General features: G+C 62.2%; 19 protein-coding genes and 1 tRNA gene. 6 read left to right on the top strand and 14 right to left on the bottom strand.

Annotated elements, in window-relative coordinates; translation table 11 throughout:
• Positions 1-19 precede the first annotated feature (19 nt).
• Complete coding sequence (istA, locus tag A9D15_RS09250; protein ID WP_082924210.1) at positions 20-1,528, top strand: IS21 family transposase; 1,509 nt, start codon at positions 20-22, stop codon at positions 1,526-1,528.
• Positions 1,525-2,292 carry an IS21-like element helper ATPase IstB gene (gene istB / locus A9D15_RS09255; RefSeq protein ID WP_066761576.1) on the top strand — a complete coding sequence of 256 codons (768 nt, stop codon included), beginning with the start codon at positions 1,525-1,527 and terminating at the stop codon, positions 2,290-2,292. The genes istA (A9D15_RS09250) and istB (A9D15_RS09255) overlap by 4 nt, the downstream gene beginning before the upstream one ends.
• 109 nt (positions 2,293-2,401) lie before the next feature.
• On the opposite strand, the gene A9D15_RS09260 is transcribed toward istB (A9D15_RS09255), so the two are convergent.
• From A9D15_RS09260 to A9D15_RS09310, 11 genes are all read right to left on the bottom strand, one after another.
• On the bottom strand, positions 2,402-3,685 hold the full coding sequence (locus A9D15_RS09260) for a molybdopterin-dependent oxidoreductase (RefSeq protein WP_066764277.1): 1,284 nt from the start codon (positions 3,683-3,685) through the stop codon (positions 2,402-2,404).
• A 220-nt stretch (positions 3,686-3,905) separates the two neighbouring features.
• Positions 3,906-4,862, bottom strand: a complete 957-nt coding sequence (locus tag A9D15_RS09265) for a 3-keto-5-aminohexanoate cleavage protein (RefSeq protein WP_066764279.1) — start codon at positions 4,860-4,862, stop codon at positions 3,906-3,908.
• A 293-nt stretch (positions 4,863-5,155) separates the two neighbouring features.
• Positions 5,156-5,875, bottom strand: coding sequence for a 3'(2'),5'-bisphosphate nucleotidase CysQ (locus tag A9D15_RS09270; RefSeq protein ID WP_066764306.1), 720 nt, complete (start codon positions 5,873-5,875; stop codon positions 5,156-5,158).
• 11 nt (positions 5,876-5,886) lie between these two features.
• A complete protein-coding gene (gene cysN / locus A9D15_RS09275; RefSeq protein WP_066764281.1) occupies positions 5,887-7,812 on the bottom strand; it encodes a sulfate adenylyltransferase subunit CysN in 1,926 nt (641 codons plus the stop codon).
• Positions 7,812-8,723: a sulfate adenylyltransferase subunit CysD gene (gene cysD, locus A9D15_RS09280; RefSeq protein ID WP_066764282.1), complete on the bottom strand. Its 912-nt coding sequence runs from the start codon at positions 8,721-8,723 to the stop codon at positions 7,812-7,814. The genes cysN and cysD overlap by 1 nt, the downstream gene beginning before the upstream one ends.
• Positions 8,724-8,909: 186 nt before the next feature.
• Positions 8,910-9,959, bottom strand: coding sequence for an ABC transporter ATP-binding protein (locus A9D15_RS09285; protein WP_066764283.1), 1,050 nt, complete (start codon positions 9,957-9,959; stop codon positions 8,910-8,912).
• The gene (locus A9D15_RS09290; RefSeq protein WP_066764287.1) at positions 9,956-10,999 is read right to left on the bottom strand and encodes an ABC transporter ATP-binding protein; all 1,044 of its coding nucleotides are present in this window, start codon (positions 10,997-10,999) and stop codon (positions 9,956-9,958) included. The genes A9D15_RS09285 and A9D15_RS09290 overlap by 4 nt, the downstream gene beginning before the upstream one ends.
• Positions 11,000-11,003: 4 nt before the next feature.
• Positions 11,004-11,945 carry an ABC transporter permease gene (locus A9D15_RS09295; RefSeq protein ID WP_082924385.1) on the bottom strand — a complete coding sequence of 314 codons (942 nt, stop codon included), beginning with the start codon at positions 11,943-11,945 and terminating at the stop codon, positions 11,004-11,006.
• Positions 11,938-12,855: an ABC transporter permease gene (locus A9D15_RS09300; protein WP_066764289.1), complete on the bottom strand. Its 918-nt coding sequence runs from the start codon at positions 12,853-12,855 to the stop codon at positions 11,938-11,940. Before A9D15_RS09300 ends, A9D15_RS09295 begins: the two co-directional genes overlap by 8 nt.
• 62 nt (positions 12,856-12,917) lie before the next feature.
• The gene (locus A9D15_RS09305) at positions 12,918-14,534 is read right to left on the bottom strand and encodes a peptide ABC transporter substrate-binding protein (RefSeq protein WP_216634387.1); all 1,617 of its coding nucleotides are present in this window, start codon (positions 14,532-14,534) and stop codon (positions 12,918-12,920) included.
• Positions 14,535-14,666: 132 nt separating this feature from the next.
• Complete coding sequence (locus tag A9D15_RS09310; protein ID WP_066764294.1) at positions 14,667-15,206, bottom strand: adenine phosphoribosyltransferase; 540 nt, start codon at positions 15,204-15,206, stop codon at positions 14,667-14,669.
• A 196-nt stretch (positions 15,207-15,402) separates the two neighbouring features.
• Here A9D15_RS09310 and efp point away from each other — a divergent pair, with 196 nt between their 5' ends.
• The 4 genes from efp to A9D15_RS09330 all read left to right on the top strand — a co-directional run bounded on the left by efp (position 15,403) and on the right by A9D15_RS09330 (position 18,814).
• Complete coding sequence (gene efp, locus A9D15_RS09315; RefSeq protein WP_066764295.1) at positions 15,403-15,966, top strand: elongation factor P; 564 nt, start codon at positions 15,403-15,405, stop codon at positions 15,964-15,966.
• A gap of 12 nt (positions 15,967-15,978) precedes the next feature.
• The gene (locus tag A9D15_RS09320; protein WP_066764299.1) at positions 15,979-16,800 is read left to right on the top strand and encodes an inositol monophosphatase family protein; all 822 of its coding nucleotides are present in this window, start codon (positions 15,979-15,981) and stop codon (positions 16,798-16,800) included.
• A gap of 51 nt (positions 16,801-16,851) precedes the next feature.
• A tRNA-Leu gene (locus A9D15_RS09325) sits at positions 16,852-16,935 on the top strand.
• Positions 16,936-17,014: 79 nt separating this feature from the next.
• The gene (locus tag A9D15_RS09330) at positions 17,015-18,814 is read left to right on the top strand and encodes an SLC13 family permease (protein WP_066764302.1); all 1,800 of its coding nucleotides are present in this window, start codon (positions 17,015-17,017) and stop codon (positions 18,812-18,814) included.
• Here A9D15_RS09330 and A9D15_RS09335 read toward each other — a convergent pair.
• From A9D15_RS09335 to istA (A9D15_RS09345), 3 genes are all read right to left on the bottom strand, one after another.
• Positions 18,805-19,191, bottom strand: coding sequence for a helix-turn-helix domain-containing protein (locus tag A9D15_RS09335; protein ID WP_156521732.1), 387 nt, complete (start codon positions 19,189-19,191; stop codon positions 18,805-18,807). The two genes, A9D15_RS09330 and A9D15_RS09335, sit on opposite strands and share 10 nt — an antisense overlap.
• A gap of 199 nt (positions 19,192-19,390) precedes the next feature.
• Positions 19,391-20,158 carry an IS21-like element helper ATPase IstB gene (gene istB, locus A9D15_RS09340; protein ID WP_066761576.1) on the bottom strand — a complete coding sequence of 256 codons (768 nt, stop codon included), beginning with the start codon at positions 20,156-20,158 and terminating at the stop codon, positions 19,391-19,393.
• The gene (gene istA, locus A9D15_RS09345; protein WP_082924210.1) at positions 20,155-21,663 is read right to left on the bottom strand and encodes an IS21 family transposase; all 1,509 of its coding nucleotides are present in this window, start codon (positions 21,661-21,663) and stop codon (positions 20,155-20,157) included. The genes istB (A9D15_RS09340) and istA (A9D15_RS09345) overlap by 4 nt, the downstream gene beginning before the upstream one ends.
• Positions 21,664-21,682: the final 19 nt, after the last annotated feature.

Genomic DNA, 21,682 nt, shown 5'->3' on the forward strand with positions numbered 1-21,682 from the left:
GGGATGAGGGATTTACACCGTGGAACTTTACCTGAGGGTTCGTCTGGCGTGTTCTGAAGGGATGAGCCAGCGCGAGGCAGCGAAGCATTTCAACATATCGCGCGACACGGTTCGCAAGATGCTGTCGTATTCGGTGCCGCCCGGTTACCGTCGCAGCGCCCCGGTGCGGCGACCGAAGCTGGAAGCGTTCATACCGATCATCGATGGCTGGCTGGAAGGGGACCGGTCGGTTCCGCGCAAGCAGCGCCATACGGCGAAGCGTGTGTTCGACCGCCTTCGCGCAGAGCATGGCTTCACCGGCGGTTACACGATCATCAAGGATTACATCCGGGAGCGGGTTCAGCGCAGCCGGGAGATGTTCGTGCCGTTGGCGCACGCCCCCGGCCACGCACAGGCTGATTTCGGCGAGGCTCTGGTTGAGATCGGCGGTGTGGAGCAGAAGGCGCACTTCTTCGTGCTCGATCTGCCGCACAGCGATGCCTGCTACGTGCGGGCCTATCCGGCGGCCGTTGCCGAGGCGTGGATGGACGGCCACGTTCATGCCTTCGCGTTCTTCGGCGCGGTACCGCTCTCGATCGTCTACGACAACGATCGCTGCCTGGTCTCTAAGATCCTTCCTGACAGCACGCGGCGGCGCGCGAGGCTGTTCAGCGCCTTTCTGTCGCACTACCTGATCCGCGATCGTTACGGCCGCCCTGGCAAGGGGAACGACAAGGGCAGCGTGGAAGGTCTGGTCGGCTATGCCCGCCGCAACTTCATGGTCCCGATCCCCCGGTTCGCGACATGGGAGGCGTTCAACCTGTGGCTCGAGGAGCAATGCCGCAAACGGCAGAACGATCGGCTGCGCGGCGAGAACGAGACGATCGGCGAGAGACTGCAACGCGATCTGGCGGCGATGCAGGACCTTCCGGCATCGCCGTTCGAGGCCTGTGACCAGACCAGCGGCCAGGTCTCGTCGCAGGCGCTGGTGCGCTACCGGACCAATGATTACTCGGTACCGGTACGCTTCGGCCACCAGGAAGTATGGATCAGGGGCTATGTCGGCGAGGTGGTGATCGGCTGCCGGGGCGAGGTCATTGCCCGTCATCCCCGCAGCTATAGCCGCGAAGACGTGACCTTCGATCCGGTCCATTACCTTCCCCTGATCGAACAGAAGATCAATGCCCTCGATCAGGCCGCGCCCTTGCAAGGCTGGAACCTGCCCGAGGCGTTTGTGACGCTGCGCCGGCTGATGGAAGCGCGCCTGAACCGTCATGGGGGCAAGCATGGCCGGCGCGAGTATGTGCAGGTGCTGCGCCTGCTGGAAAGCTTCACGCTTGCCGATCTGCATGCCGCGGTGAAGCAGGCCCTTGATATGGGCGCGATCGGCTTCGATGCGGTGAAGCACCTTGTATTGTGCCGGGTTGAACGCCGGGTGCCCAGACTGGATATGGCGATCTATCCCTACCTGCCCAGGACGAGGGTGGAGACGACATCGGCGCGCTCGTACATGCGGCTGTTGTCGGGCGAGACGAAGGACGCGGCATGAGCAGCCCGGCTCCCGAACTGCTGCTCACCAATCACCTCAAGACGCTCAAGCTGCCGACGTTCCTGCGTGAGCATGACAAGCTGGCCCGGCAATGCGCGGCAGAGGGCGTGGATCATGTCCGCTATCTTGCCCGGCTTGTCGAACTGGAACTGATCGACCGGGAACGGCGGATGGTCGAGCGCCGGATCAAGGCCGCGCGGTTCCCGGCGGCCAAGAGCCTCGACAGCTTCGATTTTACCGCCATCCCGAAGCTCAACAAGATGCAGGTGCTCGAACTGGCGCGCTGCGAATGGATCATCCGGCGCGAGAACGTCATCGCCCTTGGCCCGTCAGGAACCGGCAAGACCCATGTCGCGATCGGCCTGGGCCTCGCGGCCTGCCAGAAGGGTCTGACAGTCGGTTTTACCACCGCGTCCGCGCTGGTCAGCGAAATGATGGAAGCACGCGACGAACGCCGCCTGCTGCGCCTGCAAAAGCAGATGGCCGGATACAAGCTCCTCATCATCGACGAGCTGGGGTTCGTTCCCCTGTCAAAGACCGGCGCGGAACTGCTGTTCGAACTGATCTCGCAGCGTTACGAGCGTGGCTCGACGCTGATCACCAGCAACCTGCCGTTCGACGAATGGACCGAAACGTTCGGTTCCGAGCGCCTGACCGGCGCGCTTCTCGACCGGCTTACCCACCACGTCAGCATCCTGGAAATGAATGGCGAGAGCTATCGTCTGGCCCAGAGCCAGGCACGAAAAGCACGCCCCAACCCCTGACAGAAATGACAATCCGGGTGTTGGCGACCCCCGCTCGGGCTACGCCCTCACGGCGCTCGCCAACACCCGGATCAACTGGCCTGGTTTTGCGCCGCCCAATGGCCGACTTTTACTCCGCCGTTGACACCAGGGCCGCAACGGTCTTCGCCTGGTCGGGCCACGATGTGACGGGATCGCCGCCATCCACGAACAGGGCGCGGATCTGGCCTTCGCCCGGCGTCAGGATCTCGTCCGCGAGCGTTGCCGTGGGGCGATCCTGAAACAGCTTGCGCGCGCCCCGGATGCGGCTTTCGCCGGTCGCTTCCCAGAACCGCGACGGTGCAAAGGCTTGCGCCTGCAGTGGCCCGCCGGGGCCCATGCCGTTGATCTGGTGGACGCGCTCGCCTTCGCGCAGATAGCGGCCGCAGATGACGTTCAGCGTTTCGATCAACTGGAAAGCGAGGTTCGAGAACGGCGCCATCGAGGTACCGGTCGCCGACGTGACGCAGCCCGATTTCGCATCGCGCGCGAACATTTCAGCGACCCGGCGCAGCGATCCCGTGTCCAGCCCGGCGCGATGTTCCACGTATTCCTCGGTCAGCGGATCGACCGCGGCGCGCAGCGCATCCATGTGCTCTGCCCCGACCCAGCGATCGCAGAAATCGCGGTCATGCCATCCTTCGGCCAGGATCATCCGGATGAGGCCCCCGGCGATGGCTGCATCCTGCCCCGGATAGGGCTGCAGGGCGATGTCCGCGAAATTTCCGGTTTCGGATTTGCGCGGGTCGATGGTGATGAGCTTCATGCCCCGCGCACGGGCCTGTTTAAGCTTGCGGACCGGATCTTCCTGAAGAAAGCCGAGCGAGCCGTGACTGACCAGCGGATTGGCGCCGAAGAACATCGCGACATCCATGTCGTCGAGATGCGGATAGCCGGCGCCCCAATGGCCGAGCCGGCCCATAGCGACCATCTTGCCCGATTGGTCGATGGTCAACGTCGAGAAATACTGATCGTTGTCGAATGCCGCGAGGAAACTGGGCAGCATGTAGAACCCCGCGATATTGAACATGCCCCCGTTTCCGAGGAAGATCGCCATCGCGTCCTTGCCATGTTCGTCGAGGATTGTGCCGAGCTTCTCGGCAATCTCGTCGAGCGCCTGTTCGGACGATATCTCGATGTAGGAACCGTCGGGCAAACGCTTTTTGGGGCGAAGCAGACGGTGCGGGCCGTGATGCGAATGTTCGGCCTGGCGGCCCTTGAAGCACATGTAGCCGCGGGTTAGCGGATTGTCGGCGTCGCCGCGTATGCCGACGATGCGGTCGTTGTCATCAATCGTCATCACGACGCCGCATCCCCCGGAACAGATACGGCAGAACGAGACAGCCTCCCGCGTGCGGACTTCCGGATCGGTCATTGCTCGTGTCGCCGTGGCCATATCGTTCGCTCCTGCTCTCCCGTCGCGGAGATGGTGTGATCGCGCTTCTGCCGCCTGCAACCTTCAAGCCGGGCAATGCCAAGCGCGGGGACATTCTCTTGACGATGCAGGTCAGAAAGTTGGCAAAGTCACCGTCCTGCCGGGCAAGATTGCACCGTGATCGATTCGATCGTGACGGTTGGACGCGGCAGGTCCAATGTCAGGCGACCTGCCGCTCGCGTTCGGTGACGCCAAGGAAGCGCCGGGCCTCGGCGCCGCTGACGACCGTGCGTCCGGCCGATCGCGCCATCGCGATGGCCGCTTCGACCATTTCGGCATTCGACAGGGCGGTGGTGCCGCTGACGTCTTCCTCGCCCACGCGGATATGCCCGCCCTTTGCTATCGCGTAGGGAGCCATTTCGGTATCGAGGACATTGTCGCCCTGTACCGCCACGAGCCAGGGCAGATCGATGCCTTCCAGCGCCTCGAGATAGGCGTCGAGCGCCTTGATCGTAGGGGCAAGCGCGTTGCGCACGGTCGGCTCGCGCTTCGACCATACTTTGTAGCGCCCGCCGAACCAGATCTTGACCATGGTTCCCTTCGGGAGCAGGCCCCGTTCGGCATAAGCCCTGATCCAGTGGCACATCGCCGGTGTGTAGATGCCGAGGGCCAGCGGCACCCGATGCTCGTTCGCGAACATCACCATATCGTGCGCTTCGTCATACGTCTGGCCATTTACCCACGATTTGCTGGGCAGGCCAGTTTCGTCCATGACTGCGAAAAGGTTGCGGCCAAGCTCGACCGCCATCATCGTCAGGCACCCGGCCTCGGCAAGAGCCGGGTAGTGCTGGTGAACTTCCTCATGGGTCGTGCCGCCCAGCAGCGGGGCGGGATAGATCAATGCGTTCGGGTGGGCGGCCAGGATGTCCTGGTTCATACGCACGACCTGGGCCACCTGATCGGCCATCGGCAGGTCGATATCCTGATGATGGTGAATGATGCTGGCACCGGCATCGAGCGAGGCGAGGGCGCCGGCAAGCGTCGGCCCGTAAAGGCTTCCCTTGCCAATACCCGCATCTCCGTAAATTGGCGATCCTTCGACGAGCACTTCGATACCGCTGGCCTTTTCCAGCGAGACGGCGGCCTCGACAATGAAGGGGTTTTCCGTTTCTGGCATGGCTTTGTCCTCTCACTGCCTGTTGCTCGGCATCGAGGGGTAAGGGTACGCTGCCGCAACCTGAAATCAATGCGATCGCGGCCATTTGGGTGCGCGCAGTTTGCCGTGGGATGATGTCGGACTTGACCTGCCAAGCAGCCTTGCCAGTGCCGCCTTTGTCATCGCATGCCGGGCCACCAGCAAGGTGCCTTTGACATTGGTCGTGAACAGGCGGTCGAAATCACCTGACACTTCGCCATCTGGGCGAGATGACCGCTGACGCCCTGCCGAAGCACGTCGGGTTCGCCGCCGGATCAGATCGCGTCGAGCACCATCTGCGCGTGTTCGGGCCTGCAGATCAGTAGGTCGGGCATGTAGGTATCGCGCTGATTGTAGATCAGTGGTGATCCATCCATCCGCGTGCAGTGCAGGCCATGGGCGCGGGCAACTGCCGCAGGGGCGCAACTGTCCCATTCGTACTGACCGCCCGAATGGAGGTAGATGTCGGCTTCGCCGCGCACGATGGCCATCGCCTTGGCACCGGCGCTGCCCATGGGGACGAGTTCGGCGCCGATCTTTTCCGAAACACTGACGGCTTCGGGGGCGGGGCGCGTGCGACTGACGACCATGCGGAGCCGTTCGGGCGCCGTCGGCAGGGCCGCAGGCCTGTCGGTGCGCAGGATGCAGTCGAGGCCGGGCAGGGCAACCGCGCCGATTTCCGGCACACCGTTTATCGCAAGACCCACGTGTACGGCCCAGTCGGCGCGCTCTTCGCCATATTCGCGCGTGCCGTCGACGGGATCGACGATCCAGACGCGCTCCTTCGATAGACGCTCTTCGGTGTCCTTGCTCTCTTCGGATAGCAGGCCGTCGTCCGGGCGTTGCTGGCGTAGCGCGTGGACGAGGAACTGGTTCGCGGTTTCGTCGCCGGCCTTGCCCAGCGACTTGCCCACGAACATTCCGGATGCGCGGACCTGAAGCAGGATCTTGCCGGCCTGCTCGGCCAGATGCGCGGCGAGTTCTGCGTCGGTCATGGTCATGGCCCTTACTTCAGCGGGAGGATGGCGCGAACGATATGTTCGGCAGCTTCCTCGGGGGTCATTTCGACCGTGTTGACGCGGATTTCCGGGTTTTCCGGGGCTTCATAAGGGCTGTCGATGCCGGTGAAATTCTTGAGCTGGCCCGAACGCGCCTTCTTGTAGAGGCCCTTCACGTCGCGCTGTTCGGCAACTTCGAGCGGAGTGTCCACGAAGATCTCGATGAACTCGCCCTCGGCCAGCATGTCGCGCACCATCTGGCGCTCGGCACGGAAGGGGCTGATGAATGCGGTGAGGACGATGAGACCCGCATCGGTCATCAGCCTGGCGACTTCGCCCACGCGGCGGATGTTTTCGATACGGTCGGCCTCGGTAAAGCCGAGATCCTTGTTGAGCCCGTGACGCACGTTGTCGCCGTCCAGCAGGAATGTGTGCCGGTTCATCAACGCCAGCCGTTTTTCGACCTCGTTCGCGATGGTCGACTTGCCCGAACCCGACAGGCCCGTGAACCACAGCACACGCGGCTTCTGGTTCTTCATCGCGGCATGGTCGGCGCGGGTGATGTCGGTCGGCTGCCAGTGGACGTTCTGCGCGCGGCGCAGGCTGAAGTTCAGCATACCGGCGGCAACGGTCTGGTTCGTGATCTTGTCGATCAGAATGAACCCGCCCAACGCGCGGTTCTGCTTGTAGGCTTCGAACACGATCGACTTGTCGGTGAACAGTTCGGCCACGCCGATCTCGTTCAGCGACAGGGTCTTGGCCGCAAGGTGCTCCATCGTGTTGACGTCGACCTTGTACTTCGGCTCCTGCACCGAGGCCGAAACGGTCTGCGTGCCCAGCTTCAGCCAGTAGTTGCGCCCGACGATCAGGTCATCGTCGGCGAGCCAGACCACGGTTGCCTCGAACTGGTCGGCGACTTCGGGTGGATTGTCGGCGACCGACAGCACGTTGCCGCGCGAACAGTCAATCTCGTCTTCCAGCGTCAGCGTGACGGACTGGCCCGCAACCGCTTCGTCCAGATCGCCGTCGAAGGTGACGACCGACTTCACCGTGCTGGTCTTGCCCGAAGGCAGCACGCGCACCGCATCGCCGGGCTTCACCCCGCCGGTCGCGATGAGGCCCGAGAACCCGCGAAAGTCGAGGTTGGGGCGGTTTACCCACTGAACCGGCATGCGGAAGGGCTTGTCCTGGTCCTCTGCGGAACGGACTTCGACCGTTTCGAGGTGGTCGACGAGGCTGGGCCCCTTGTACCACGGCGTATTTGCCGAAGGCGCCTGCGTGATGTTGTCGCCCTTGAAGCCGGAGATCGGCATCGCGGTGAAGTTCTCGATCCCGATCGACTTCGCAAATTCGCCATATTCGGCGACGATCTTATCGAAGACCTCCTCGCTGTAATCGACGAGGTCCATCTTGTTCACGGCCAGAACGATGTTCTTGATGCCGATCAGGTGGCATAGATAGCTGTGGCGACGTGTCTGGACGAGCACGCCCTTGCGCGCATCGACGAGGATCACGGCCAGATCGGCGGTCGATGCGCCGGTGATCATGTTGCGCGTGTACTGTTCGTGCCCCGGGCAATCGGCGACGATGAACTTACGCTTTTCCGTGTTGAAGAAGCGATAGGCGACGTCGATCGTTATGCCCTGTTCGCGTTCGGCGGCAAGCCCATCGACCAACAGCGCAAAGTCGATTTCCTGACCCTGCGTGCCGACGCGCTTGCTGTCGTTTTCAAGGGCGGCAAGCTGGTCCTCGAAGATCATCTTGGAATCGTAGAGCAGGCGCCCGATCAGGGTCGACTTGCCGTCGTCCACGCTGCCGCAGGTGATGAAGCGCAGCATCGTCTTGTGCTGGTGCGTCGACAGGTAGGTGTCGATATCCTCGGCGATCAGCGCGTCGGTCTTGTAGACGGGCTCGTTCGTGGCGGTATCGGCCATCAGAAATAGCCCTCCTGCTTCTTCTTCTCCATGCCCGCACCGCCTTCGTCCTTGTCGATGGCGCGGCCCTGGCGTTCGCTGGTGGTGGTGAGCAGTGTTTCCTGGATCACTTCGGGTAGCGTCGCCGCCTCGCTCTCCACCGCGCCGGTAAGCGGGTAGCAGCCAAGCGTGCGGAACCGGATCGAGCGCATGACAGGCTCTTCGCCCTCGGCCAGCGGGAAGCGTTCGTCGTCGACCATCAGGAGCATGCCGTCACGCTCTACCGTCGGGCGCTTTTCGGCGAAATAGAGCGGGACGATGGGGATATTCTCGAGGTGGATGTATTGCCACACGTCGAGCTCGGTCCAGTTCGAGATCGGGAAGACGCGGATACTCTCACCCTTCTTCTTGCGGGCGTTGTAGAGGTTCCAGAGCTCGGGCCGCTGGTTCTTGGGGTCCCAGCCGTGGCTGGCGGTGCGGAACGAGAATACGCGCTCTTTCGCGCGGCTCTTTTCCTCGTCGCGCCGCGCGCCGCCGAAGGCCGCGTCGAAACCGTGGAGGTCGAGCGCCTGCTTCAGCCCCTCTGTCTTCCACATGTCTGTATGCAGCGAGCCGTGGTCGAACGGGTTTATTCCGCGCTCCTTCGCCTCGGGGTTCTGGTAGACGAGCAGTTCCATGCCCGACGTCTCGGCCATCTCGTTGCGCAGGGCATACATGGCCTGGAATTTCCAGGTCGTGTCGACGTGCAGCAGCGGGAAAGGCGGGGGTGAGGGATAGAAGGCCTTGCGCGCAAGGTGCAACATCACGGCGCTGTCCTTGCCGACCGAGTAGAGCATGACGGGCTTTTCAGCCTCTGCCACCACCTCGCGCATGATGTGGATCGCCTCGGCCTCCAGACGCTGGAGATGGGTGAGGGTAACGTGGTCGGTCATTACTGGTCCCTGGCAGGCGCGCGAAAAGTGCTGTTCGGACCTGTCCTAACCTCTGGAAGTGGCAGTCGGGCAAGATAAACTTTCTTTTCCCCGAACAAATGAACCCATCATCAGAGCCCTAGAGACGGGCGGGGCGGCAAACCCGTACAGGTCGCCGCCCCACCGCTTTTGCCGTGCGCAGAATGATCAGGCTGGCACCGTCTCCGCCGCGGCCTGCACGCAGAACGGGCAATTGGTCGCGAAATGGTTCGGGCGGATTTCGGTGAGGACCGGTTCCTCGTGCTTCATCCGCTCGTCATGCTCTATCGGGCTGCGTGGCCAGAAATTGCACCCTTCGGGCGGGTTCATGGGCGAGGGCGGATCGCCCTGCAGCACGATCCGGCTGCGCGTCTTTTCCGAAGTCGGATCGGGGCGGGGGATCGCGCTCATCAGCGCACGGGTATAGATGTGCAGCGGATGGTCGACGACGTCGCTTGCCTCGCCCAGTTCGAGAATACGGCCGAGGTACATGACCGCAATCCGGTCTGCGATGTAGCGCACAACGGAAAGATCGTGGCTGATGAAGATCATCGTCAGCCCCATCTCGCGCGTCAGGCGCTTCAACAGGTTCAGGATCTGCGACTGGATCGAAACGTCGAGTGCTGACACCGGCTCGTCCGCGATGATCAGCTTCGGTTCCGGCGCAAGCGCGCGGGCGATTGCGACACGTTGGCGTTGACCGCCCGAAAACTCGTGCGGATAACGCTTCATCTGGTTGGGGTTGAGGCCGACCGTGCGAAGCAGTTCAGCCACGCGCGAGCGCAGGGCATCGCCTTTCACGTTCGGATGACGCGTGCGGATGGCTTCCGATAGCGTGTCGAGAACCGTCATTCGCGGGTTAAGCGACGCGTAGGGATCCTGGAAGATCATCTGGAAATTGATGCGTTCCTTGCGGATCTCCGTATCCGAAAGCGCCGACAGTTCCTTGCCTTCAAGGAAGATGCGTCCCGAAGTCGGGCGGATCAGCTGCATCACGGTTCGCGACAGAGTGGACTTGCCGCAGCCGGATTCGCCGACAAGACCGAGGATTTCGCCTTCCTTCACCGTTAGCGTCACGCCATCGACGGCCTTGACGACGCCTTTGCTTTCGCGCGTCAGCAGCGTCTTGCCCATGTCGAAATGGGTGTGGACGTCGTCGAGGACGAGAAAGTCGTTCTTCGGATCGACCGGCACGGCGGGTTCTACATGCTCGCTCATTCGGCTGCTCCCGCCTGTTCGACTTCGTCGGGGCTGTCGCTCTTCGGCAGAACCGTCTCGATCGGGGCCGAGCTGTCGCAGAAGCCGCAGTCGGCATAGCAATGGCCGTCGGCCATCTCTACCAGCGACGGCCGATCGCCTTCGGGCTTGCCGGTCTTGGGATAGGGACAGCGCGGATAGAAGGCGCAGCCGTGGATCGGCTTCGACACGTCTGGCGGCAGTCCGGGGATGGTGTAAAGTTCCTCACCCTTGGTCTGCAGCGACGGGATCGTCTTCTGCAAGGACCGGGTATAGGGATGCTTGGCCTCATAGAAGACCTGTTCAGCCGTGCCGCTTTCCATCATCCGGCCGCCATACATCACGTTGACCTTGTCGCAGGTGCCGGCAACAACGCCCAGATCATGCGTGATCAGGATGACGGCGGTACCGAGGTCTTCCTGACGCTTCTTGATGATGTCCATGATCTGCGCCTGCACCGTCACGTCGAGCGCGGTGGTCGGCTCGTCCGCGATCAGCAGGTCGGGTTCGGTGATCAGGGCCATCGCAATCATGACGCGCTGACGCATGCCGCCTGAAAATTCGTGCGGATAGTTGTGCACGCGCTTGGCAGCTTCGGGGATGCCTACTTCTTCCAAGGCCGCGATCGCCTTGTTGATCGCGGTCTTCTTGTCGACGTCGTAGTGAAGGCGCAACGACTCGATAAGCTGGGTCGATATCCGCAGGAAGGGATTGAGCGACGTCATCGGGTCCTGAAAGATCATACTGATCCGACGCCCACGGATTTTGCGCAGCTCCTTCTTGCTCATCGTCAGGAGATCCTGACCATCGAACATGGCCGTACCGCCGTCTATCCGGCCCGGGGGTTCCGGTATCAACCGCATCAGCGAATAGCAGGTCACCGACTTGCCGGAACCGGATTCGCCGACGATGCCCAGCGTCTCGCCCTTGTCGAGCGAGAAGGAGACGCCGTCCACCGCGCGCACGATGCCGTCGCGGGTGTAGAACGATGTCCTGAGGTCTTTGACTTCGAGTAGCGCCATTTGATCAGTCCTTCGCGCTCTTGGGGTCGAGCGCGTCGCGCAGGCCATCACCCAGGAAATTCAGGCAGAACAGGGTGAGGGCGAAGAAGAAGGCGGGGAACATCAGCAGCCAAGGGAAGATTTCCATATTCTGCTGACCTTCGTTGATGAGAACGCCCCACGACGCGTTCGGCGGCTGAACGCCGAGGCCGAGGAACGACAGGAATGCCTCCAGCAGCATGACGGCAGGCACGGTAAGCGTCGCGATGACGATGACGGGGCCGAGCACGTTGGGGATCAGGTGGCGCAGGATGATGCGCTTGTGGCTGTAGCCCAGCGAAACCGCCGCCTCGACGAATTCCTGCTTTTTGAGGCCCAGCACGCCTGAACGGACGATACGCGCCATCGAAAGCCATTCGACACAGCCGATCGCAACGAACATCAGCCACATCGAACGCCCGAAGGCGACCATCAGCAGGATGACGAAAATCGTGAAGGGCAGGGCGTAGAGCAGGTCGACGAAACGCATCATCGTCGCATCGACCTTGCCGCCCAGATAGCCTGCGGTCGCGCCGTAGATCACGCCGATGAGCAGCGAGACGACTGTCGCGACGAGACCGACCATCAGCGAGATGCGCCCGCCTTCCATGGTGCGAACCAGGAGGTCGCGACCAAGCGTGTCTGTGCCGAACCAATGTTCGGCAGACGGGCCGGTTGCGCCGAGGAACAGGTCCTGTTCCTGGCTGTTATAAGGCACGAGGAACGGGCCGACGACGCAGAAGACGCAGATCAGCAAGAAGATCACGAGGCTGGCAACGGCCAGCTTGTTTTTCTTGAGGCGCGACCAGGCGTCCTTCCAGAGGGAAGACCCTTCGACCAGTTCCTCTTCGGCGATCTCCGACGCGCTGTGTTTGGGCAGCGGCGCGGCTTCGTTGCCGAGAACGGCGGTTTCGGAATGATCAGTCATACTTCAGCCGTGGGTTGAGGGCGACCTGTGCGATGTCGACCAGAAGGTTCATGAGCACGATCAACGATGCGAAAAGGACAGTGAGGCCAAGGATCAGGAAGTCGTCGCGATTAAGCGCGCCCTTCACGAACCATTGGCCAAGGCCCGGCACCTGGAAGATTGTTTCAACCACGAACGAGCCGGAGATGATACCGGCAAGGGCAGGGCCGAGGAACGTGATGGCAGGGATCAGTCCGCCCTTGAGGCAGTGCTTCCAAACGATCGTGCGTTCCGGCACGCCCTTGGCCCGCGCGGTGCGGACCCAGTCCTGGTTTAGCATTTCGAGCATGCCGCCACGTGTCAGGCGTGCAAAGTAGGCAGCGTAATAGAGGCCCAGCGTAGCCGACGGCAGAACCACGAATTCAGGCCCGAACCAGCCCGCGACCGGCAGGACCGCGAAGATCAGGCCGAAAACGAGAGCCAGCAGCGGACCCATGACGAAAGTCGGCAGGCAGATGCCGGCCATGGCCGTCGACATCGGTACGTAGTCGAGCCAGGTGTTTTTCTTGACCGCGGCAAGGATGCCTGCCGGAATGCCCAGCAGCAGTGCGATCGCAAGAGAGATCGAACCGAGCTTCAGTGAGACCGGAAAGCTTTCTGCGATGATGTCGGTGACCGAACGGTTCGCGTAAACCGCGCTGGGGCCGAAATCGCCGTGCAGGATATTGCCGAGAGAGACGATGAAACGTTCCGAAGTCGGCTTGTCATAGCCGTAGAACGCCTCGATCTGGGCGAGGATCTCGGGCTGGATCGCGCGTTCGGAACTGAACGGGCTGCCCGGCGTCGCCGCCACTAGGAAGAATGTCACCGCATATATTCCCAGCAGGACAAGAATGCCCTGCAGGAAGCGGAGTGTGATGAATTTTGCCATTGGCGGTTACGCTCGCTTCTGGAAGCGGACGGCCCGTCAATAGGCCGTCCGCCAGTTTCGTGTCACTCGGCGTTGATGGAAACGTATTTGTAGGGGTGGTTGTCCAGCAGTTTCGGATTCCAGCCCTGAATGCGCGGATCCTTGAGGTACACGCGGGTGTACCAGTAGACCGGCACGATCGGCAGATCGGTCAGCAGCAGGTTTTCCGCCTCGCGAAGCAGGCCGAGACGTTCTTCCTCGCTCTTCGCGACTTGCGCCTGCGCGACGAGACGATCGTATTGCGGGTTTGCCCAGCCGGTGTCGTTGTTGCCGTTGCCCGTCGTGAACATGTCGATGAAAGTCGACGGGTGCACGTAGTCCCCGATCCAGGCCGAGCGCGAGATATCGTAGTCGAGGTTGGACTGGCTATCGAGATAGACCTTCCATTCCTGGTTGTAGATCCCGACGTCGATGCCGAGGTTCTGCTTCCACATGGCCTGCATGGCTTCGGCGATCTTGCGGTGGGCTTCCGACGTGTTGATCAGGATTTCCGCCTTGGGGAACCCCTTGCCGCCCGGATAGCCGGCCTCTGCCAGAAGCTGGCGGCCGCGTTCGGGATCGAATTTCACCTTGTCGGAAGTGGCGTAGCCCGGAATGCCCGCCGGAACATAGCCGGTTGCAGGGGCCTGACCGCCCTTGGTGACCTTATCGACAAGCAGCTGCTTGTCGAAAGAGATAGCCAGCGCTTCACGCACCTTCGGGTTGTCGAAGGGCGGGCGGGTGACATTCACGCGGTAGAAGTAGGTGCCGAGATAAGGCTCGATCTTGAGCTCGTTCGGCATCTTTTCCTTGAACACGGGAATCTTGTCGGGCTGCACGGTGTTGGTCATGTGCAGACGGCCGCCCCGGAACATCGTCTCCTCGGTCGCCGCATTCTCGACGGGGTAGAATTCGATGCCCTTCAGCTTGACGGTCTTGGCATCCCAGTAGGTCGGGTTCGGCTTGACGCGGATGACCTGGTTAGTGACCCACTTTTCCAGAACGAATGGCCCGTTTCCGACGTAATTCTCGAACGTGGACCAGCGGCTTGCGCGGTCGCCCATGCCGCCGAATTCCTCGACCACGCGGGGATTTACGGGGAAAAAGCTGTAGTGCTTGAGCATGTTAAGGAAGTAGGGGGTCGGCCCTTCGAGCGTGACCTGAAGAGTCTCGTCGTCGATGACCTTGACGCCGACGGTAGAGAAGTCGTCCGTCTCGGAATTGTGGAACGCCTGCGCGCCCTTGATGACGTAGAGCATCGGGGCATATTCGGCGCCAAGCGCGGGGGTCAGCATGCGCTGCCAGCTATAGGCGAAGTCGCCCGCGCGGACCGGATCGCCGTTCGACCACTTGGCGTCGCGCAGGTGAAAGGTCCAGACGGTATAGTCGTCGTTGCTTTCCCATGATTCCGCCATGCCCGGTTCGGGCTTCAGGTCATCGGTCGGGTGATAGGAAATCAGCCCTTCAAGCAGGGCCGAGATGATCTTGTTTTCCGGCACGCCGGTGACGAGATGGGGGTCGAGGCCCTTGGGCTCCGAACCGTTGCCCATCATCAGTACGCCTTCGCGTGCGGCAACGTCTGTGGCGCGTTCACGATCTCCGCACGATGCGAGGCCGAGACCCATGCACGCAGCCAGGATGACATTTCGAAGTAGTTTCATTTGCATCCTTCACGGGTATGAAATTTTATTGCGCCTCGCAAGCACAGTATCCCGAAACAACGCCTGAACACGCCGTTTTTTCCCGGTTCTGCTTGCTGCAGCGCGGTAAAGGCGCGCAGGCTTTCAAAAGATTTATTCGCCCTCAAAAGCGACGAGGGAAAGCGGTGCAATGTCGGCCTCTCGCAGTTTCGCCGCACCGCCCAGTTCGGGCAGATCGATCACGAACAGGGCCTGATCGACATGGGCGCCGCGCCCGCGAAGCAGTTCCACGGCGGCAAGTGCGGTTCCGCCGGTGGCCAGCAGGTCGTCGACCAGCACGACTTTCGCGCCGGGCCCGCAGGCATCGTCGTGCATCTCCAGCATGTCGGTTCCGTATTCGAGTGCGTATTCGATGGATACGCGCGATCCGGGCAGCTTGCCGGACTTGCGCATCATCAGGACGCCGCAGCGCAGTCGATAGGCAAGGGCGGAGGCAAAGACGAACCCCCGCGCCTCAATCCCGGCGACGAGGTCGGGCTCCTCTCCCTCGATCAGGTCGGCCAGGCGGTCGATCGTTTCGTGGAACGCTCCGCCTTCGAGCATGAGCGTCGAGATGTCGCGGAACATGATTCCGGGCTTGGGATGATCTGGGATCGTGCGGATCAAGTCTTTAAGATCTCCATTTTCATCCATGTGCGGAACCGGGCCTCCTGTGGTTGCAGTAGCGACGATAGGGAAAGCCTTTCGCCCCCGCAACGCCTGTGCGGGACAGGAACGATATCGGGCGGGCCGCCTTATGACAGCAGCGCTTGCTTGCCGCGCGGCGTCCTTGTCGCTAAGGGCGGCGCTTTCCGACAGGAATCCACGTTCTTTCACAGGCTGAAGCACCATGAAGATCAGCGGCGTCGACATTCGCCCCGGCAACATCCTCGAATACGAAGGCGGCATCTGGAAGGTTGCCAAGATCCAGCACACGCAGCCCGGCAAGGGCGGTGCCTACATGCAGGTCGAGATGAAGAACCTGCAGGACGGCCGCAAGACGAACGTGCGGTTCCGCAGCGCCGACACCATCGAACGCGTGCGCCTCGACACCAAGGATTTCCAGTATCTCTACGCCGAAGGCGACATGCTGGTTTTCATGGACACCGAGACCTACGAACAGATCAACCTGCCCGCCGACCTGCTTGGCGATGCGGCCGCATTCCTTGAAGACGGCATGCAGGTCCTGCTCGAACTTTGGGAAGAAAAGCCGATCTCGGTCCAGCTTCCCGAACAGGTCGAAGCGACCATCGTCGAGGCAGACGCCGTCGTGAAAGGGCAGACCGCTTCGTCCAGCTACAAGCCTGCCGTGCTTGAAAACGGGGTGCGCGTAATGGTGCCGCCGCACATCGAAAGCGGCACGCGCATCGTCGTCGACGTGTACGAGCGTACTTACGTGGGCAAGGCCTCGTAAGGGTAGGATACGATGGCAATTACCGGACTTATCCGCGTTATGGAGCGCGCCGCCCGCAAGGCCGGCTCGCGCCTGCGCCGCGACTTCGGCGAAGTCGAACACCTGCAGGCCAGCCGCAAGGGTCCTGCCGACTTCGTGTCGAAGGCCGACCGCGCGGCGGAACGCACGCTTTGGGAAGAACTGCGCACAGCGCGCCCGGGCTGGGGTTTCCTCCTTGAAGAATCGGGCGAGATCGAGGGTGAAGACGGCAAGCCGCGCTTCATCATTGATCCGCTGGATGGCACGTCGAACTTCCTTCACGGCCTTCCGCACTTCGCGATTTCGATCGCGGTGCAGGAACCCAAGCTCGACGGGTCGGGCTGGGGTGAGGTGACGCACGCTGTTGTCTATCAACCTGTGACGGACGAAACGTACTGGGCCGAAAAGAGCCGCGGTGCATGGCTTCATGATGCGCGTCTTCGCGTTTCGGGGCGCCGCGAGCTGTCCGAATCGCTGATCGCGACGGGCATTCCTTTTGCAGGGGCCGGCAACTTCAGCGAATGGGCCAAGATCGCAGGCGAAATCGCGCCGCGCGTTGCGGGGATTCGCCGCTATGGCGCGGCGTCGCTGGACCTCGCATGGGTCGCGGCGGGCCGTTATGAAGGGTTCTGGGAATCGGGTCTCAAGCCCTGGGACACGGCTGCGGGCTGTCTTCTGGTGCGTGAAGCGGGCGGTTTTGTGTCGGATTGGCGCGGCCGGTCCGAACAGATCTGCGACCAGACGATCCTTGCCGGCAACGACGTTCTGCACTCGCGCCTGCACAAGCTGCTGGTCGGTGCATTGAAGCCTGCTTGAAGCACGCGGACTGCGCGGTTAAGAGCGTTGTCTCGCATGCACTTGCAGCGGGCCCCTGTGGCGGAATGGTAGACGCGAACGACTCAAAATCGTTTGTCTTAGGACGTGCCCGTTCGAGTCGGGCCAGGGGCACCATTACCGGGAATGCGATCGACATGCGGAACCGCGCGCCAAGTTTCACACCAGTAGCGCGCGCCGCAAAGGGCTGGTAACCATGGGTTATATGCCCGGCATTCCCCCCTATCATGCACTGGGCGCGATGGTCCTGACCCTCGCGATGTTTATCGCGTTTGCCCGCGGACGCATCGCGACGGAAATCGTCAGCCTCGTCACCATCGTCCTGATCGCGCTGGGCCTCTTCTTCTTCCCGCTGGAGGGGCAGGGGCAGACGCAGGGGTTGGCGCTTGCCTTCTCCGGCTTTGGCCATCCTGCACTGATCACGATCTGCGCGCTGATGGTCATGGGGCGCGGACTTGTCGTTACCGGCGCGCTGGAACCTGCGACGCGGCTTCTGGCAAGCGTGTGGAAACTCAACTCACAGCTCGGCATGCTGGTCTCGCTGCTGCTGGCGATGCTGCTGTCTATGATGGTCAACGATACGCCGGTGCTGGTTCTCCTGCTGCCGGTCTTCGTGGGTCTGGCAGAGCGCGGGGCCATGGCGGCGTCCAAGACGCTGATCCCGCTCAACGCCGCAGTCCTTATCGGCGGCATGGCGACGACCATCGGTACTTCGACGAACCTTCTCGTGGTCTCGATCGCGGCGGACCTCGGTATGGAGCCGATGCGCGTTTTCGACTTCACGCCTATCGTTGCCGTCGCGGCCCTGGTGGCCTTGCCTTACTTGTGGCTCGTCATGCCTAGGCTGCTGCCCGATAACGGACAGGCCTTCACCCGCACGCGCCGTACCTTTTCGGCGACCTTGCGCATCGATGACGACAGCGAACTGATCGGCCAGACACCGCGGGACCTGCTTGAAAAGCTGCCCGAAGGATTTGCGTTCGAAGGCTCTATCGACCGCCAGATCACTGCCAACTCGCGCCTGCCCGTTGCCGGCACGCACAAGGCATTGGAAGACGCGGTCCGTATCCTCAAGGCGCGAGTTGCGCCGGCATGGGTGGTCGAGCGCATCAACGCCGCAGCGCGTTCGCAGGCGAGTGACGTCGTCGTCGTCGAAATGGCGGTCACCGCCGAATCACGCCTTGTCGGTCTCACGATTCCGTCCTCGGGGGTTGCCGGACAATTCGGCGTTGCGGTGCTCGGCATTCACCAGCAGAACCGCGGCCCCGATCGCGGACGGCACGAATATTCAGAGCTTCAGCTGAAGCCCGGCGACGTACTTCTCGTCATGGGGCCGCTCGCCGAAATCGAGGAATTTGCCGAAAGCGACCGACTGCTCATGCTTGAAGGCGTCGTGGAAGTACCGCGCCGGTCGAAGGCAGTAATGGCTGCGGCAATCATGTTCGGGTCGGTTGCAACGGCCAGCGTGGGGCTCTGGCCTATCGCGATCGCCGCCCTCGTCGGGGCGATCCTGATGTTTGCGACGGGCTGCGTAAAATTCGACCGCGTCGGACGCGCACTTTCGGCCAATGTGATCGTCCTCGTTGCAGCCAGCATCGCCATCGGCCGTCTGATCCTTGAAAGCGGGGCTGCGGCCTGGCTCGGCGCATTGCTATCGGCAGGGCTTCAGTTCCTGCCGCCTGCGATGATTGTAGCGGCGGTCATGCTTTTCGTGACGCTGCTAACCAACTTCGCGTCCAACGCGGCGGCGGCGACGGTCGGTACGCCTATCGCCTTCAGCATTGCCGAAAGGCTGGGCCTTCCGGTGGAGCCCTTGGTCCTTGCCGTCTTGTTCGGCTGCAATCTGTGCTACGCGACACCGATCGCATACCAGACGAACATGCTTATCATGGAAGAAGGTCGCTATCGCTTCGGCGACTACTTGCGCACCGGTTTGCCGCTGGTTGTTCTCATGGCGACCACCCTCTCGCTGATGTTGGTGTTCTTCTATATGTGATCGCCCTGCGGTCGGCCGATGCGATAGCCTATCGCCGGTTCTGCCAGCAGGTATCGCGGCATGTCCGGCTCGGGTTCGATCCGCTTGCGTAGGCGGTTGATTGCGACCCGCAGGTTTTGCCGGTCGACATCGGGCGAACCCCAAACGCGTTCGAGCAATCGATCATGCGTGACGAACCCGCCACATGCCTCAAACAAAACCTGCATCAGCGCAGTCTCGCGCTCGCTAAGGGAATGGGCCTCGCCCGAGGCTACAACCTTCCGGTCCAGTGCGTCGAACTTCAGGCTCGCCGGAAGAGCCCGTCCCGTCGCCAGCAGAACCAGCCGCGCCGCAAACTCGTCCGGTGTGATCGGGCCCGTCGTCAGAAATTCGTGCACGCCTTGATGAAGGGCGGCGATCCGCTGTGCTTTCCGCGCGATTGAGCTTAGCGCAAGCACCGTACGGCCCTGGTGTCAACGGCGGAGTAAAAGTCGGCCATTGGGCGGCGCAAAACCAGGCCAGTTGATCCGGGTGTTGGCGAGCGCCGTGAGGGCGTAGCCCGAGCGGGGGTCGCCAACACCCGGATTGTCATTTCTGTCAGGGGTTGGGGCGTGCTTTTCGTGCCTGGCTCTGGGCCAGACGATAGCTCTCGCCATTCATTTCCAGGATGCTGACGTGGTGGGTAAGCCGGTCGAGAAGCGCGCCGGTCAGGCGCTCGGAACCGAACGTTTCGGTCCATTCGTCGAACGGCAGGTTGCTGGTGATCAGCGTCGAGCCACGCTCGTAACGCTGCGAGATCAGTTCGAACAGCAGTTCCGCGCCGGTCTTTGACAGGGGAACGAACCCCAGCTCGTCGATGATGAGGAGCTTGTATCCGGCCATCTGCTTTTGCAGGCGCAGCAGGCGGCGTTCGTCGCGTGCTTCCATCATTTCGCTGACCAGCGCGGACGCGGTGGTAAAACCGACTGTCAGACCCTTCTGGCAGGCCGCGAGGCCCAGGCCGATCGCGACATGGGTCTTGCCGGTTCCTGACGGGCCAAGGGCGATGACGTTCTCGCGCCGGATGATCCATTCGCAGCGCGCCAGTTCGAGCACCTGCATCTTGTTGAGCTTCGGGATGGCGGTAAAATCGAAGCTGTCGAGGCTCTTGGCCGCCGGGAACCGCGCGGCCTTGATCCGGCGCTCGACCATCCGCCGTTCCCGGTCGATCAGTTCCAGTTCGACAAGCCGGGCAAGATAGCGGACATGATCCACGCCCTCTGCCGCGCATTGCCGGGCCAGCTTGTCATGCTCACGCAGGAACGTCGGCAGCTTGAGCGTCTTGAGGTGATTGGTGAGCAGCAGTTCGGGAGCCGGGCTGCTCATGCCGCGTCCTTCGTCTCGCCCGACAACAGCCGCATGTACGAGCGCGCCGATGTCGTCTCCACCCTCGTCCTGGGCAGGTAGGGATAGATCGCCATATCCAGTCTGGGCACCCGGCGTTCAACCCGGCACAATACAAGGTGCTTCACCGCATCGAAGCCGATCGCGCCCATATCAAGGGCCTGCTTCACCGCGGCATGCAGATCGGCAAGCGTGAAGCTTTCCAGCAGGCGCAGCACCTGCACATACTCGCGCCGGCCATGCTTGCCCCCATGACGGTTCAGGCGCGCTTCCATCAGCCGGCGCAGCGTCACAAACGCCTCGGGCAGGTTCCAGCCTTGCAAGGGCGCGGCCTGATCGAGGGCATTGATCTTCTGTTCGATCAGGGGAAGGTAATGGACCGGATCGAAGGTCACGTCTTCGCGGCTATAGCTGCGGGGATGACGGGCAATGACCTCGCCCCGGCAGCCGATCACCACCTCGCCGACATAGCCCCTGATCCATACTTCCTGGTGGCCGAAGCGTACCGGTACCGAGTAATCATTGGTCCGGTAGCGCACCAGCGCCTGCGACGAGACCTGGCCGCTGGTCTGGTCACAGGCCTCGAACGGCGATGCCGGAAGGTCCTGCATCGCCGCCAGATCGCGTTGCAGTCTCTCGCCGATCGTCTCGTTCTCGCCGCGCAGCCGATCGTTCTGCCGTTTGCGGCATTGCTCCTCGAGCCACAGGTTGAACGCCTCCCATGTCGCGAACCGGGGGATCGGGACCATGAAGTTGCGGCGGGCATAGCCGACCAGACCTTCCACGCTGCCCTTGTCGTTCCCCTTGCCAGGGCGGCCGTAACGATCGCGGATCAGGTAGTGCGACAGAAAGGCGCTGAACAGCCTCGCGCGCCGCCGCGTGCTGTCAGGAAGGATCTTAGAGACCAGGCAGCGATCGTTGTCGTAGACGATCGAGAGCGGTACCGCGCCGAAGAACGCGAAGGCATGAACGTGGCCGTCCATCCACGCCTCGGCAACGGCCGCCGGATAGGCCCGCACGTAGCAGGCATCGCTGTGCGGCAGATCGAGCACGAAGAAGTGCGCCTTCTGCTCCACACCGCCGATCTCAACCAGAGCCTCGCCGAAATCAGCCTGTGCGTGGCCGGGGGCGTGCGCCAACGGCACGAACATCTCCCGGCTGCGCTGAACCCGCTCCCGGATGTAATCCTTGATGATCGTGTAACCGCCGGTGAAGCCATGCTCTGCGCGAAGGCGGTCGAACACACGCTTCGCCGTATGGCGCTGCTTGCGCGGAACCGACCGGTCCCCTTCCAGCCAGCCATCGATGATCGGTATGAACGCTTCCAGCTTCGGTCGCCGCACCGGGGCGCTGCGACGGTAACCGGGCGGCACCGAATACGACAGCATCTTGCGAACCGTGTCGCGCGATATGTTGAAATGCTTCGCTGCCTCGCGCTGGCTCATCCCTTCAGAACACGCCAGACGAACCCTCAGGTAAAGTTCCACGGTGTAAATCCCTCATCCC

This window comes from Croceicoccus pelagius, from assembly GCF_001661915.1.
Classification (GTDB): Bacteria; Pseudomonadota; Alphaproteobacteria; order Sphingomonadales; family Sphingomonadaceae; genus Croceicoccus; species Croceicoccus pelagius.